Source organism: Gracilibacillus timonensis (genome assembly GCF_900086715.1).
Lineage (GTDB): Bacteria > Bacillota > Bacilli > Bacillales > Amphibacillaceae > Gracilibacillus > Gracilibacillus timonensis.
Genome location: NZ_FLKH01000012.1, coordinates 129,868 through 145,812, shown reverse-complemented (window position 1 = coordinate 145,812; position 15,945 = coordinate 129,868). Strand labels below are relative to the sequence as shown.

Annotated in this window: 11 protein-coding genes; 1 reads left to right on the top strand and 10 read right to left on the bottom strand. The window is 40.1% G+C overall.

What is annotated here, in order from left to right; translation table 11 throughout:
• Positions 1-163: 163 nt before the first annotated feature.
• The 10 genes from glgA to BN6556_RS11790 all read right to left on the bottom strand — a co-directional run bounded on the left by glgA (position 164) and on the right by BN6556_RS11790 (position 14,619).
• Positions 164-1,594, bottom strand: coding sequence for a glycogen synthase GlgA (glgA, locus tag BN6556_RS11835; protein WP_066191647.1), 1,431 nt, complete (start codon positions 1,592-1,594; stop codon positions 164-166).
• Positions 1,591-2,745, bottom strand: coding sequence for a glucose-1-phosphate adenylyltransferase subunit GlgD (gene glgD / locus BN6556_RS11830; RefSeq protein ID WP_066191642.1), 1,155 nt, complete (start codon positions 2,743-2,745; stop codon positions 1,591-1,593). Before glgD ends, glgA begins: the two co-directional genes overlap by 4 nt.
• Positions 2,735-3,877, bottom strand: a complete 1,143-nt coding sequence (locus BN6556_RS11825) for a glucose-1-phosphate adenylyltransferase (RefSeq protein ID WP_066191640.1) — start codon at positions 3,875-3,877, stop codon at positions 2,735-2,737. The genes glgD and BN6556_RS11825 overlap by 11 nt, the downstream gene beginning before the upstream one ends.
• A gap of 103 nt (positions 3,878-3,980) precedes the next feature.
• Positions 3,981-5,897: a 1,4-alpha-glucan branching protein GlgB gene (glgB, locus tag BN6556_RS11820; protein WP_066191638.1), complete on the bottom strand. Its 1,917-nt coding sequence runs from the start codon at positions 5,895-5,897 to the stop codon at positions 3,981-3,983.
• A gap of 110 nt (positions 5,898-6,007) precedes the next feature.
• Entirely contained in the window at positions 6,008-7,741 is a 1,734-nt protein-coding gene (locus BN6556_RS11815) for a phospho-sugar mutase (RefSeq protein ID WP_066191634.1), read from the bottom strand.
• A 1,130-nt stretch (positions 7,742-8,871) separates the two neighbouring features.
• A complete protein-coding gene (locus BN6556_RS11810) occupies positions 8,872-9,411 on the bottom strand; it encodes a DUF2812 domain-containing protein (protein ID WP_066191631.1) in 540 nt (179 codons plus the stop codon).
• A complete protein-coding gene (locus tag BN6556_RS11805) occupies positions 9,411-9,728 on the bottom strand; it encodes a PadR family transcriptional regulator (RefSeq protein WP_066191628.1) in 318 nt (105 codons plus the stop codon). Before BN6556_RS11805 ends, BN6556_RS11810 begins: the two co-directional genes overlap by 1 nt.
• A 772-nt stretch (positions 9,729-10,500) precedes the next feature.
• A complete protein-coding gene (locus BN6556_RS11800; RefSeq protein WP_066191626.1) occupies positions 10,501-12,159 on the bottom strand; it encodes an L-lactate permease in 1,659 nt (552 codons plus the stop codon).
• A 169-nt stretch (positions 12,160-12,328) separates the two neighbouring features.
• Positions 12,329-13,312, bottom strand: coding sequence for an NAD(P)H-quinone oxidoreductase (locus BN6556_RS11795; RefSeq protein ID WP_066191624.1), 984 nt, complete (start codon positions 13,310-13,312; stop codon positions 12,329-12,331).
• Positions 13,309-14,619 carry a purine/pyrimidine permease gene (locus BN6556_RS11790; protein WP_235817519.1) on the bottom strand — a complete coding sequence of 437 codons (1,311 nt, stop codon included), beginning with the start codon at positions 14,617-14,619 and terminating at the stop codon, positions 13,309-13,311. Before BN6556_RS11790 ends, BN6556_RS11795 begins: the two co-directional genes overlap by 4 nt.
• 215 nt (positions 14,620-14,834) lie before the next feature.
• On the opposite strand from BN6556_RS11790, the gene BN6556_RS11785 reads away from it, so the two are divergent.
• Positions 14,835-15,941 carry an N-acetylmuramoyl-L-alanine amidase gene (locus tag BN6556_RS11785; RefSeq protein WP_066191618.1) on the top strand — a complete coding sequence of 369 codons (1,107 nt, stop codon included), beginning with the start codon at positions 14,835-14,837 and terminating at the stop codon, positions 15,939-15,941.
• The last annotated feature ends 4 nt before the right edge of the window (positions 15,942-15,945 follow it).

Below are 15,945 nucleotides of genomic sequence, written 5' to 3'. Positions count from 1 at the left end.
GAAGTAGATCGCCATTTTCCGAATAAGGTAAGACGTAACGAGGATATTACGGACGTTAGCACCAGACAATAGTGGGGGCTAAATATGGCAGAAGGGAGGACAACTATCTCCCTCCTGTTATAACTATTTCGTTACGCCAGAACACTCGATCATGCAGATGATACTATACTATTTCATGATACAGAGAAAGGTACCGATCACTGGAACTTTCCCAACTAAAATCTTCTGCCATGGCTTGACTCATCAGGTTTCGCCAAGTTTCAGAGTCATTCTGGTACAGCTGGATCGCCATCTTAAGAGTCTCCATCAAGTAAAAAGATTTGAAGGAGGAAAAACCAAAGCCTGTCCCACTTTTTTCAATCGGATTATAAGGCTTTACCGTATCTTTTAATCCCCCCACTTCATGAACAACTGGCAAGGTGCCATAGCGCATCGAAATCATTTGGGACAACCCACAAGGTTCGAAAGCAGATGGCATCAAAAACATATCCGCACCTGCATATAACTGTTGCGCAAAGCTGACATCAAAGTCGATATGGACCGAGCATTTTTCAGGAAACCGTTCACCAAAGCTTTTAAATGCGGCTTCCATACCAGGATCGCCCGTCCCTAGCAAGACAAATTGCACATCGAATTGCAATAGGTTTTCTAATTCCTGTAGCACTAATCGAAAGCCTTTCTGATGAGTTAAGCGGCTGACAACAGTGATCACTGGCACATCTTCCCGAACCGGTAAACCCAGCGCACGCTGTAATTCCAGTTTGTTCTTTTGTTTACCGTCTGTGTCCTTGCGTGAATAGTTGGTATATAAGGCCTCATCGTTTTCCGGATCATTAATCTCATAATCAATTCCATTAACAATACCGCTTAGCTTATGCTGCTCCATCCGTAAAATCCCTTCCAATCCGTGACCAAACTCGGCGGTTTGGATTTCTTCCGCATAAGAGGGACTAACGGTATTCACTCGGTCCGCATACTGTATACCTGCCTTCAAGAAATTCACATCATCGTCAAAACGTACGGCACCGTCATAATATCGCTCCATACCCATACCGAACAAATCAGAGAGAATACTAGGACTAAATCTTCCTTGAAATTCCATATTATGAATTGTCAGAACAGTACGAATCGATTGATAGGCATTAATCCAGCGATACTTTTCTTTTAGCAGAAACGGTATCATCGCCGTATGATAATCATTTACATGCAAAATATCTGGTATAAATTCGATATGTTCCATCAGCTCAATAGCGGCCATCTGGAAAAAGGCGAAGCGTTCCCCGTCATCGTAATAACCATACAAACCGTCGCGAGCAAAATAGTAGAGACTATCCACAAAATAATAATCGACATCTTTGATTTTTAGGTGCTTCACACCAGCGTATTGTTTTCGCCAGCCAACATTTACTGTAAAAGAAAATAAATCCTTGCATGCCTCTTGATAGGCTGATGGCATTTGCGAAAAATACGGAAGCACCACAGCTACTTCCGTATTTTTTTTCGCTAATTCTTTCGGTAGAGCTCCCATTACATCACCAAGTCCACCCGTCTTAAAAAACGGAGCACATTCAGTACTTGCAAACAGTACTTTCATTGCGTTTGTCCCTCCAAGATATGGTTAGTCACATGTGTACCCTTTGGTATGACCACGGGTTCTTCTTTTGTCCCGGCAATCTTAACACCTGCGTCTACTACGACGTTCTTATCTAATATCGCAAATTGAATGGAGGCACCCGAACGAATTTCGGCACTTGGCATGATGATGGAGTGGAGTACTTCTGTATCCTTCTCAATAATAGCACCTCTGGATACGACCGAGTCTTCCACCTTTCCTTCGACAATGCTTCCTGTCGCAAATTGGCTGTTATTCACCTCTGATGTTTCCGAATAATAAGTTGGAACTTCATTCTTTAATTTGGTATAAATCTTTTGGCTTGAATACATAAGGGAGTTAAATCGTTTGGAATTCAACATATCCATGGAAGCCTTGTAATACGACGGAATATCAAATATATTACTCAAATAACCGGTGTATTCATAAATAGAGCTTTTGACGGTATGGATCTTCTTACGTAAAAAGTCCTGTAAGTCCACGGTAGCTCCCTCTCGTTGACCGGCTTTCAGCTCATTGATTAACCAATCTGTTTGCACAATATAAATATCCATACATAGATTCATTTGATCCTCAGTGTCCCCTTTTTCCTTGGCAGAGAATACTTCGGATATCTTTCCGTTCTCTTCAATCGTCAGCACGGCATCGGTGGCACAGACGTTATCAGGCTGCACTTTCTTATAGACTACCGTCATTTCATTCTGATTAGCTTGATGGATGTTAAGGACGGCGCGCAGGTCAATACTACACAGCATCTTACTGCTCATATACACCGTATACTCGGATTTTGATTTCTCTAAATAACCAATTAATTCATTATAATATTCTAAGTTTTGTGCCTTTAATTTCAAGAAATCCTGATAGAGATGGATAAAGAAACGATTATGGATACCATCTAAATTCCATTCCTTTCCCCCACCAATATGATCAAAAACGGATTGCGTCTCTCCTTCATTAAAGATCATAAATACCGTATTCACATTGGCGTTCACAATACTGGATAAAGGAAAATCAAGCATTCTATATTTACAAGCTACTGGTAGAGTAGCAAGCGGTCGTTCATTCGTTAATGGTAATAAGGCGTTGTAACGTTGAATATTCCCTAACACAGCACACATTTTGTTAGTCCTCATCGATCGTCACTCCAATCACTTCAGAATCGCCAACTACACCAATTTCTTCACTGCCATCAATCACTGTATTATCCCCTACTACGGCATATTCACCAATAATTGCCCGATTGATCGTCACATTCTTGCCAATAGACGCCCCTGGCATAATGAAGCTTTCCCTAATCGTGGAACCTTCTTTTACTTGAACATCGTTGGATAAGATACTCCGTTCAATTCGCCCTGCCACATAACAGCCATCAACAATCAATGATTCCTTCACAGATGCTGTATCCGTTAAAAAATGAGGCGGTGATATCGTATTTTTAGAATATACGCGCCAGTTTTTATCTCGAATATCCAAATTCATCGCAGGATCAATAAATTCCATATTCGCTTCCCACAACGAATCAATCGTTCCAACATCCTTCCAATATCCATCAAAGCGATAGACAAACACATTCTCACCACTCTCTAAGTAGGCAGGAATCACATGTTTACCAAAATCAAGCATTTGATCGTCCTTCGAATAACTGTTCAGCAATACACTACGTAGTTGTTGCCAGTCAAAGATATAGATCCCCATGGAGGCGAGATTATTCTTGGGTTCTTGCGGTTTTTCCTGAAACTCTATAATGCGGTCATTTTCATCTGTATTCATAATCCCGAAGCGCGAAGCTTCCTTAATGGGAACCTCAAGCACGGCTACCGTTAATGAGGCATGATTCTTTTTATGCGTTTCTAACATCTCTTCATAGTCCATCTTATAAATATGATCACCTGACAACACTAAGATATATTCCGGATCCATTTCATCGATATAGGACATATTTTGGTAAATGGCATGAGCTGTACCATCAAACCATTTCCCTCCCTCTGAACTGGAAAACGGCTGTAAAATGGTGACACTGGAATTAATACCATCCAAACCCCAACTGGCCCCATTCCCAATATGTTTGTTTAACCCTAATGGCTGATATTGTGTAACGACCCCAACATTTTTAATACCGGCATTGGCACAATTACTTAACGTAAAATCAATAATACGGTAACGTCCTCCAAAAGGAACTGCTGGTTTCGCATTTTTCTGTGTCAGTTTGCCTAGGCGGGTACCTTTACCCCCAGCAAGAATCATTGCAAGCATCCCGTTTTTCATAATCTACGGTGAAAGAATTCTTCCACCTGCCTCCCTTCTGTGGCTTAATATCTATGGATTCTTTCATCTTGCCAACTTTAAAGTGTATGCTGGGTGGGAACAATTATTTACCGGGTTTTTGCTTTTTTTTCATTTGGATTTTTTTCGGTCGTAACAGGAGTGCTCCTAGTGCCGGAACGATGGTTCGAATCTGCTGGTCAAATGCTTTGAATGGTTCTTGTACACTTTGACAATCTTCATTGTTTCTCACCCATGTACCGCCAAATTCTTCTTTTTCTGTATTGAGAATTTCTTCGTATACTCCCGGATAAGGCACACCGATCGGGAAGTCTTTACGTTCTATCGGGGTCATATTGAAGATAACAATCAGGAAATCCTTCTTCTTTTTCCCTTGGCGGATAAAACTCAATACCGTTTCATTTCGATTATCGGCATCAATGATGGTTAATGTATCTTGGGTCTCTTCTAATTCCCATAATGCTGATTCTGCTTTATATAAATGATTGATATGACGAGTGAAGTGCTGCATTTTATGATTCAAATCGTCTTGCAAATCACGCCATTCTAACCCTTCATCATACTTCCATTCCAAAAATTGCCCCCATTCACTGCCCATAAACAATAGTTTCTTTCCGGGATGTGTCAGTAAATAGGTGTATAGATTACGAAGCTGAGCAAATTGTTTATAACGATCTCCCCACATTTTGTGCATTAAGCTCTTTTTTCCATGTACCACTTCATCATGTGATAAAGGCAGAATATAATTCTCATCCATCATGTACATAAAAGAAAAGGTCATTAAGGAAATGTGATCCTTGCGAAAAAGAGGGTCCATTTGATAGAAACGCAATACGTCATTCATCCAGCCCATATTCCATTTGTAATCAAAACCTAGTGCTCCCGTTTCGATCAATCCAGTAATCTTCGTATCTGATGAGCTCTCTTCAGCGATCATCATGGCTTCTGGATGTGCCAATTTAATGACGGCGTTCAACTTTTGCAAGAAGTAGTATCCTTCCAAGTTACGATTGCCACCTTCATGATTTGGTTGCCATGATCCCTCATCATAATCCAGATACAGCATATTAGATACAGCGTCCACCCTAATTCCATCAAGGTGGTAAAATTCCAACCAGAATATGGCACTGGATATCAGAAAGCTTTGTACTTGTGGTTTACCTAAATCAAAATTTACCGAACCCCAGCGAATATTCTGGGCTCGTTGTAGATCTTGATACTCAAACTGCGGAGTTCCATCATAACGAGGTAACGTTTCCTCGTTTACGCAGAAATGGCCTGGAACCCAATCGACTAATACGCCAATATTCTGGATATGACAAGATTCAACGAATGCTTGAAACTCTTCAGGGGTACCATAATAGGAACTTAAGGCAAAATAACCAACTAGTTGATATCCCCATGAGGCGCCAAGCGGGTGCTCCATGAGCGGCATAAATTCGATATGGGTATAGCCCATTTCTTTTACATAAGGAATTAGTTCTTCCGTCAATTGTTGAAAGGTATACGGCGTACCATCCTCATGATGTCTCCATGAGCTAGCATGAACTTCATAAATATTGATCGGACGTTTGAAAAAATTGGAGCGTTTTTTCCGGACGAACCATAGACCATCCTTCCATTTTCGTTCGGGAATGGCACGAATAACACTTGCACTGCCTGGTCTCTCCTCAAAAGCTATGGCAAAGGGATCGATCTTGAGAATTTCTCTGCCATCTGCTTGACGGATTTTGTATTTATATAAATCTTGTTCTTTCGCTATGGTCGTAAATATTTCCCAACAGCCGTATTCTTCATTTTTCTCCATTGGTAAGGAATCGTTCCAATCATTAAATGTTCCTACCAGCCATACTTGTTGAGCATGAGGTGCCCACACCCTAAATATAAATCCTGTTTGCTCATCCTGCACGTCATGATGATAACCAAATAGATGGTGACTATAGAAGTTCTCACCAGATTGAAATCTTTCTAATGCTTCACGAGTTTGTTCGTTTCTTTGCATATTGCCACCCCATCATAAACGTTTTAGTTTTCACCTGAGATCCATCAGGAGGCTAGTAGCATTTTCTACAACTTCTTTGACATTGCTCCGTTTTGTCAAGAGCAGGAAGACTACTCGATTGATTCTATTAGTTTGGAAATAGTAGATTCATATTTAGTAATCTTTTCTTCAACCTCCTCCGCATCAATCGCTACCGCGGCGATGTAAAATTTGACCTTAGGCTCTGTTCCTGAAGGCCGTATGGCGACCCAGCTATGATCAGATAACGTGTACTTTAATACATTGGAGACAGGTGCATTGATATCTTCTGAGTTTCCATCTAAAAAGGTTTTGATCAAATGCTGATAATCTTCCACTTGTATCACTAGTTCTCCACCAAACTCCCTTGGTGGATCTTTGCGCAATTGCTTCATAAGGGCTGCAATCTTTGCTGAACCTTTAACCCCTGGCATGGTCACCGATATGGTTTTTTCACTATAATATCCGAATGTTTCAAAAATTGACTGCAAAGCGTCATAAAGTGTTTTTCCTTGTTTTTTATGATATGCTGCTACTTCTGCAATCATAACTAGCGCTTGAATCGCGTCCTTATCACGAACAAACGGTTTCACTAAATAGCCGTAACTCTCTTCAAAACCGAACATGAAGGTTTGTGATTGATCTATTTCATATTGTTCCATTTTTTCAGCAATAAATTTAAACCCTGTTAGTACGCTAACGCACCTCGTATCATACTTTTCCGCAATAGCTGTCGCGAGTTCACTAGAAACAATCGATTTCAAAATCGTCGCATTTTTCGGTAACGTCCCTGCCTGTTGGCGTGTCCTTAAGATATATTCTGCCATCAATGCGCCGATTTGATTGCCTGATAACACCTCGTACTCCTGATTGAGCATTCTGACGGCGACACCAAGACGATCGGCGTCAGGATCTGTCGCAACAAGCAGCTCCGCCTGTTGTTCCTTGCCCAATTTAATCGCATATTCAAAAGCAGAATGTTCTTCTGGATTAGGCGACTTCACGGTAGAAAAATTAGGGTCGGCAACCGCTTGCTCAGGCACCAAAGAAAAACCTTCAAAACCAGCTTGCCTTAATGCTTTTTCTCCAAGCATTTTGCCTGTTCCATGCAATGGCGAAAAAACCAGTTTCAAATCTTTCCCAGCCTGTTTAGTAAGTGCTGGGTCAACCGTTACTGTTTTCACATTTTCCAAATAGATACGGTCTATTTCCGCACCAATGATGGTTAATAATCCTTTTTCCTTAGCCTCTTGTTCGGACAGGACAGCAATTTGCAGTGGATTTTCTACAGCGCGCACAAACTCCGTTAACCTATCGGCTTCATCCGGGGGCATTTGACCGCCAGCCTCACCATAAACCTTGTAACCATTGTATGCAGCCGGATTGTGTGAAGCGGTTATCATAATGCCCGCAACAGTCCCTAAATGTCTTACCGCGAAGGAAAGTTCCGGTGTTGGTCGTAAATCCTCGAACACATAAGTGACAATGTCATGTGCTGCCAAGGTTTTTGCAGCCTCTAGTGCAAATTCCTGTGACATGTGGCGACAATCGTAAGCGATCACTACTCCTTTTGATTTAGCTGTGTTTGATTGCGCTTCGATAAAACGTGCTAATCCTTCTGTAGCTTGTCTTACAGTATACATATTCATTCGATTAATACCAGGGCCTATAAGCCCTCTCATGCCAGCCGTACCAAATTCTAATGGTACCGCAAAAGCATCCTCTAGTTGTTCCTGATCTTCGGCAAGCATGTCTAGTTGTTGTCTTAATAACAGGTCTAAATCCTTTTCCTCTTTCCATTGTTCATATGTTTCTTGATAGCCCATCGACAGCACTCCCTCCGTTATAAGTTCTCAAGCTTTTACTAAATAGGAAAATCCCATCTCCCCCCACTATGCATTCGCTGATATATAACGCCAGATGGCTTGGGTAATATAATAGTTGCCTCACTAATGTGATCTTGTTTACCAAAATGACAATTTATACACCCCTATTTTAAATAAAACTATACAACTCTTGTTTAGATTGCTAAGAGTAGTATAGTTCTGTCAAAAGGCTATATCAGCAAAACGGAAAGCGCATACATTTAAACTTATGCTAATGTGATTTCAATCTTCCTTTGACTCTACATTTACAGATTTCAATGTACTCACCACTTATAGATCTGGCAATCATTTGAAACAAAAGAAAGAAACGAAATCGATTGTACACGTTGCAGAATTTAAGAGAGTACGACATAATTTTGGAAGGTAAGACTTGGTAGCCTGATATGACTTAACAGTCGCTAAGTTATGGCTAATGTGTTAGAAAAGACAGGTATTCCTATTATAACCTTATTGGTATCAAGGGCAATTGCTTCGTATTGCCACTGATACATACATTGTATAACATTAACCTTACACAAAGTGACACATTCATGTAATAAAAATGAAATACTAATGTAATATTATACTCAAATCTTAAAGGAAAAAGCTGTCTATGTCAAGCAAAAACAGTATTAAATTCCATTTTTGAAAATTATTTTTCCAGAATTGGAATTTTTCCATGATAAAATAAGGAGAATGACTATCCATCATAGGATCGCGAAATACCTATTTTTTATATTCCCCTACTTTATTTGAACGAAACTTCAAAGTCTTATTTTTTGTTAAAAAACCAAGCAATTTTCGCCTGGTCCTTTACTGCTAATGTGGATACTGACTATCGATAAGACGGATTATGTTAAGTAGAGCCCTTTCCTGAGTAGTGAGTTTGATCGTTTTATCTGTGCGAAACAAGCGCTGCGGGAATATGCTCCGCTAGAAAATGACTCAATAATGGTTATCACGAAAAGCATAAAGAGTTCTAGGTACTGCAAGACATGCATCGCCTTTGATATGGGAAGCATAGCAGATATCACAACGGTTAATCCATGCAAAAATCGTTCCACCTGTCATAAGAAAAAGATAACAGAAAATTATTGTTGTAGCTTTTGAATTTTTCTCGTAAAATTAAATATCATTTTGCTATATAAGAGAATAAAGCTTCCTACTACAATTGCAAGAAATAATAATAGAAAGGGTCTTTCAAGCGTTATACCACTTAGAAGCGAAAGTATAATCATACAAGTGAAAATAAATATTCCCAAAAAGCTCCATCTTTTTCTTATTTTACGAAACAGACTGATTTTTGATGTAGAATCTGTATATATTTCTGTAATTCCAGAATGGTTGCTGCTTTTGCGAAAATAAGTCCATTCTACGTCAAATATAGGATAGAAAAAAACTGGTGACCAGCCACTATCTTCAAAAAACTGTATATAATCATCTCTGTCTCCATCACCTGGACTGTGACAGTCGATACGGTAATACACGTCTTGTGGCTCACCTTTTTCAAAGTAGTATCTAAATCCTTGATAACGTTTAAAATGCCAGCCTTTCTGTGCCATCTTCCTTAAATATGCTTCCTCCTTTTCAAAATTATCCACGGTGAAAAATTTGAACACCTTCTTCTCCATCAGTCCTCAATCCTTTCTGTATTTTTGTATAGTTCTATAATTCTTTCTTTTTCGATACGCAACAGCTGATTACCAAGGTCCGTTACTTGATAAATCTTTCGCTTATCTTCTATCCTTACAATCTCAATCAGTCCATCCTTCTGCATTTTCGCTAAACTACCATATAAAGTCCCTGCTCCAAGTTTGATACGACCATTTGTTAATTCCTCAACATGCTGCATAATAAGATAACCATATCGAGAAGACTGCAGGGATAATAAAATATAAAAGGCTGTTTCGGTCATTGGAACATATATCTTTTTAATTTTTGAATTCATCACTATATCGCACCTCGATACATATATTTCTTTTATTATATCGAGATGCGATATATAAGTCAATCGTTTGTAAAGAAATCTAAATACGTGAACCCTCATCATTATGTTATGATTTAAAGTGGCATGAACAGAAATGCTTAAGTATTTGAAGAATCGGCTCCGTTGTATTTTTAGAAAAGCAGCTGATCTGTTTGGTGATTTTTTTCACATTAAAGTTCATTCCACAGTAGTAAATGAGTGGTAAAATAATCTTGAAATCTTGTGAAATCACTAAATTGAGTGTTACTAGTTAATCGATTTTTTATGTTATAGTATCATCCTTATGCTTGTTACACATTATTGCAGAAAAGTTATAGACGTGAAAAAGAACTCAATGAAATAAACGAGCACAAAAACAGAATAAATATATCCAGTCTTTTATCTTATAAAAACATACGAACTGCTGACTGAATCGCAGTTTACCGTCCAACTTCTGTATGATCGGGATAATTTTCTAGGTGTGTGGGTGTATTAATGGCTGATCTCACAAAACAACATTTGGAGTACTCCTCCTTTTTGCTCTACATAACCACTGAAAAATTGGGCACCTTATTAATGCAGGTAACAATATAAGGGAGGTAGAATAACATGCCAAAGAAAAAATATAATATTCGAAATATTAGAAATAATACGAAACAAAAATTCAAGGCAGACGCAAGCGATTTCCGCACAGACAGAACTCGTTCCACCAAGGGTTAAAGCACTTGTCAAGCATAGATGAACAAGAGTCGACTCACCATAAAGAGAATACGTATCCAAGCACACCGGCTAACCCAGCATAAACGAACATGGCGATCATAGTCATTCGAATGATTACCCCTTCTTTTCCAACTAGACCAACCACGGATGCAGCGGCTACCACATTCACAACACAAATCATATTTCCTGCATTTGATCCTATGATCTGTAAACTAACAATTTGGGTTGGATCAACTCCTGCTTTATCCGCTACCGAAAATTGGAATAAGGAAAACATCATATTACTAAATGTTGCACTCCCTGAAATAAACGAACCTAACACACCAATAAATGGTGCCATGATTGGCCAACCTGTACCAATTAAAACAGCCGCTTGATGCGCTAATTCAATAGGCATACTTTCTAATCCGGCTTCATTCAATCCAGAATTGATAAAAATTCTTACCATAGGAACAGCTGTAAACAAGGTAATAGCTGTGCCGATTAAAGTTTTTCCGGAAGTAGCAAAGGCCTGACCAAATGCTCGAAATGATACTTGGTGGTAAATGATAGTAATAAGAACAACGATTAAAAAAACAGTACCTGGTAAATACAAGGGTTCAAATACCGCTGAAATCGAAGTGCCAAGAATGTTCTCCCAGCCGACAGTCACATTATTAAGCCAGCCCTTAACCGGCAGTTCTTCTACACGCGTGATAATTAATAATATGCCCAATAATAAGTAGGGTAACCAAGCCTTTAATAAATTCATTTCCTTTACTTTTTCCTGCTTGGCGATTGGTAAATCTCCCAGCCATTCTTTTGACCAATCTTCGCGTGGCGGAAATTGCCATGGCTCATCAGGCATCATCCAGCCTCTTTTAACAGCAAACAATACCAGTAATAATCCCACTAAACCGGCGATGATCGATGGAAATTCCGGTCCTACAAAAACGGCTACCAGGAAGGCTGGAATCGTAAAACTAAACCCAGCATAAAGAGCAAATCTCCATAATTCAAACGCCTTTTTCCAAGATTTATCCTTGCCAAAAAAGCGGCTTAATAGCACGACCAATACTAACGGCATGAGTGTACCAGTGATTAGGTCAAATTGCATCACTTGACTAGCAATCACGCGCGTATATTCTCCAATGCTAATATCTCCTAAGAATAAAGCGGCGACTTGAGCAAGCGAGCCACCTTCTACCAAACCTTGTCCAACACCAACAATAATCGGTGTTCCTACCGCTCCGAACGATACCGGCACACTGTTCGCTATTAATGCTAGTACAACGGCAGCCAAAGGAGGGAAGCCCAAGACTACCAATAATGGTGCCACGATCGCCGCTGGTGTACCAAACCCCGCTGCTCCTTCGATAAAAGCACCAAATAGCCATGCAATTAAAATAACTTGCACCCTCCTATCAGGAGTTACTCCCATAAAGAAGTTACGAATCGTACCAATAGCCCCGCTTTTCTGTAACGTATTTAATAATAAAATCGCACCAAATACAATATACAGAACAGATATACCAATCAACACCCCTTCAATTATGGAAGCACTAATTTGTAATAAGGGGACTTTCCAATAGAAAAATGCCAAAACTCCTGTAATCAGCAGGCTAATTGGCATCGCTTTCATCGCTGGCATACGTAGTAAGACAAGAAATAAGAATACTGCTAAAATCGGTGTCAGCGCTACTATTGTCATCATTTTATCCCCACTTCCTTTCCATTCTGTGATTATTATAGCATATACTAGCAGATGCGCTGCCTCTATTTAACACTAGTTACCTCATCGTATTTAGCGCAATAAAAGCAGGCTGCACTCATAATATGGACCTGCCTTTTTTAACGATAGCAAGTTGTTTTTATTCTCTATTTTATGATGTTCGCACCTGCAAAATCAGCTTACCAATATTCTTATTGGCTTCCATATGACGATGGGCATCAGCTACTTCTTCTATTGGATAAACCGTATCAATAACTGGCTGCAACTTGCCCTGTTCCATGTATGGAAGCGCCCGTTCGATAAAATCTCTCGTAAGTCTTGCTTTATAGGCATCACTTCTTGGGGTTAACAAGGTACCTGTCAATTGGATTCGCTTTGCCATGACATCCATTAAAGAAATCTGTTCCACCTTACTTCCACCTAGTACACCAATCAGCACCCAGCGGCCATCCACGGCAATACTCTGCATATTTTTCTGCCAGTAGCTGGCTCCAACGAAATCTAAAATCAAGGAAACACCTTCACCATCTGTAATCTTGGTGATAACGTCAGCAAAATCTACTTCTTTATACGGAATGGTCTCATTCGCGCCTAACTGTTTACAATAAGCTAATTTCTCTGCTGTCCCTGCCGTTGTGAAAATTTCTGCATCAGAAAGGACACGCGCTAACTGGATCGCAGCTGTACCCACTCCACTGGCGCCAGCGTGAATCAATACCTTTTCACTACGTTGCAAATCACCGATCCAATACAATGTTTGAAAAGCAGTCAGGAATACCTCAGGGATAGCAGCAGCCTCTTCAAACGACAAGCGATCTGGAATAGGTATCACTCGGTCGGCAGGCATTACCACTTGTTCTGCATAGGCACCGCCGTTCACCAAACCCATTATTCGATCCCCTTTCTTCCAGTGACTATGACCATTCGGATCAGCAACCTCACCAGCTACCTCAATTCCAATTATCGGATTCTCTGCATACCCAGACTTCCCCTCACGATTCAAGATATCGGTACGGTTCACAGCAGACGCATAAACGTCGATTAAAACATCTTTATCTGACATGGTTGGGCCTGGCATTTCTTGATAAACTAATTGTTCAGCTCCTCCTGGTTGTTTTGCTATGACTGCTTTCATGACTCATTCTCCTTTCCAGACGTTTTTTTCTCACGCCATAATTGTTCGATCAAAATAACTAACGTCACACCGACTAACAGCCCATTGCTCATCACATTCTGCACAATAGATGGCAGATTGGAGAACACCTCTGCCGGTAAAAACATCGTGCCCATTCCAATTAAATAGGCAATACCTACAATCGTAACTTTCCGGTTATCTAAAGGCTGCAGCGTCACATTATGAATACCCAAACTAACCAATTGAATGAATGATGCCATCAAGGCTGCATTGGCAATCGGTGCCGGAATGCTGGAGATAAACGAAACAATTGGTGGAAAAAACGCAATAATCAATAAGATCAACGACGCATAGATAAAAGGTTTTTTTCTTTTCTGTCCTGTCAAACCAATAAAGCCAGCTGAAGTTGCTAACGGCACATTGGCAATGCCAGAGAATACACCAGCTACACCATGGTTAACACCTGACAAGATCGTCCCTCGGTTTACCGCTAAGGGGCTATTTGTTTTGGCACCTAATGTTTGTTCAATCGCTACTACAGAAGCAACCACATTAGATATTAATATAATCGAGGTAATCAAAGCAACAGGTACCACACTCAAATCCCATACAGGCATTCCAAAGGCGAATAATTCCGGCACAGCAAAAAAAGACACACTTTCTAACTGCGGAGAAGATCCCCCAATCAGCACAAATAATATCCATCCGGCAATAATACCTATAAACATAGAATAACTGCTTAACCAACCTTTAGCAAAAGTAGACAAACCCAATACAATAAAAAAAGTTAGAAAGGCAAGACCAGCTTCCTTTACCTGGATATTCTCTGCTTCTCCTTGTAACCCCAGCATACCTTCCAAAAAAGTACCGCTCAATTGAACCGTTAATAATAAGAAGAAGGTGCCAGTAACTAATGGAGTGAAAATTGGTAATATTTTTTGCGAGATACGAAAAACACCAATTAATACTAAGAAGATCCCTGTAAAGATCATGGTTGTCTGTAATAAACGCAAGGTATGATCAAGACCTTCCCCACTCTGTAAACCCGTTGCGGCCATGACAGTAAAAATACTGATCCATATTCCCGCCGGTCCTTCCATGATCGGCAAACGATGACCGAATAGACCTTGCAGCAGGGAAGCAAGACCAACAATAAAAAAAGTACGCTGCATTAAACCAGCAATCTGGTGGAAATCCATATGAAAAACGGCCCCGATCACGATCGGCAAAGCCACCGAACTAGCCAAAAAGAAAATAAACCACTGCATTGTTTCCAAGGATGTTTGAACAAATGACTGATTCTTCACAAAAAAACGCTCCTATTCAAAAAATACCATATTATTTTATTATACTAGGAAATGCTACCGACCGCATCTATTACATTTAAAGTAGTCATGACAGATAATCAACAGCGCTATCCTTTCAAGTACATTGAATAATTCCTAATATTTCATGTTTATTTTTTTAAAAATAGGGTACAATGGGATATAGATTTTTAATAGATATAGAATGGGGAGATGAGATGAAAAAAATAGTTGGTTTTAGCATCTTATGTTTTTTCTTTATACTGCCTGCCACCGTATTTGCGCAGGAAAAAGTATACGAGGTAGACGCCTCAGTTCTTCTTGTTCGTGAAGAACCAGCTAGTAATAGCGATGTCATCGGAAAACTCCAGGCCGGGGATAAGATTAAAGTATTCCAAGAAAAGCATGGTTGGTACCAAACCTACGTAAATGGCCAAAGCGGCTGGGTAGCGTCACAGTATCTATTTGCTTCTGATTCCGAAACTGCCGTCGAAACAACCAGCAGTAAAGAAATCACTGTGCAAGCAGAAGGCACCAGAATACGTTCCGGACCTGATACCAGTAATTCCATCATAAACTTTGCCACAAACGGGGATAAGTTCTCCGTCGTTGAAACGCAAAGTGATTGGATTAAAGTCCAATTAAACGATGGATCTACAGGATGGGTTGCTCGTTGGTTAACGAGTGACAGTGCCAATGACAGCCAGTCCTCTTCCTCTAATGAAACGACACAGTCAGAAAGTGCAGAGGTAGAACAGGTTGCTCGCACGGAAAATAATGGTGATGGGGACTTAAGCGGATATAATATCGTGCTTGACCCTGGTCATGGCGGTCATGATCCCGGTGCCATTGGTTTGTATGGCAACCAAGAAAAAGATCTTGCCATGATAGCCGCCAACCAAATTGCGAGTGATTTGGAAAGTGCAGGCGCAAATGTCATCCTCACTCGATCGAATGATACCTTTATTAGTTTAGAAGAACGGGTAAATATTAGTCACAGCTATCATACCGATGCATTTATAAGTCTTCATTACAATGCCAATCCATTGCGATTAGTCAATGGAATCAGTACTTATTATACGAATGATAGTGATCAATCATTTGCCTATCAGATGCAGCAGTCGCTTGCAGAACATGTTGATTTGACAGATCGCGGCGTCATGCACGAAAGCCTGCATGTATTGCGTAACAATGACAACCCGGCATTATTACTTGAATTAGGCTTTATTACCAACCCGCATGATATCGAGGTTATTCAAACCGAAAGCTATCAATCTAACATTGGACAGGCAGTCACCAATGCCTTAAGCAACTATTTTCATTAAAAAA

Bases quoted from the DNA above. Each gene is read 5' to 3' on its own strand.
- BN6556_RS11825 (WP_066191640.1), bottom strand. From the start codon at position 3,877: ATGAAAAACGGGATGCTTGCAATGATTCTTGCTGGGGGTAAAGGTACC.
- BN6556_RS11810 (WP_066191631.1), bottom strand. From the start codon at position 9,411: ATGGAGAAGAAGGTGTTCAAATTTTTCACCGTGGATAATTTTGAAAAG.
- BN6556_RS11815 (WP_066191634.1), bottom strand. From the start codon at position 7,741: ATGGGCTATCAAGAAACATATGAACAATGGAAAGAGGAAAAGGATTTA.
- BN6556_RS11785 (WP_066191618.1), top strand. From the start codon at position 14,835: ATGAAAAAAATAGTTGGTTTTAGCATCTTATGTTTTTTCTTTATACTG.
- BN6556_RS11795 (WP_066191624.1), bottom strand. From the start codon at position 13,312: ATGAAAGCAGTCATAGCAAAACAACCAGGAGGAGCTGAACAATTAGTT.
- glgA (WP_066191647.1), bottom strand. From the start codon at position 1,594: ATGAAAGTACTGTTTGCAAGTACTGAATGTGCTCCGTTTTTTAAGACG.
- BN6556_RS11800 (WP_066191626.1), bottom strand. From the start codon at position 12,159: ATGATGACAATAGTAGCGCTGACACCGATTTTAGCAGTATTCTTATTT.
- glgB (WP_066191638.1), bottom strand. From the start codon at position 5,897: ATGCAAAGAAACGAACAAACTCGTGAAGCATTAGAAAGATTTCAATCT.
- BN6556_RS11805 (WP_066191628.1), bottom strand. From the start codon at position 9,728: ATGAATTCAAAAATTAAAAAGATATATGTTCCAATGACCGAAACAGCC.
- glgD (WP_066191642.1), bottom strand. From the start codon at position 2,745: ATGAGGACTAACAAAATGTGTGCTGTGTTAGGGAATATTCAACGTTAC.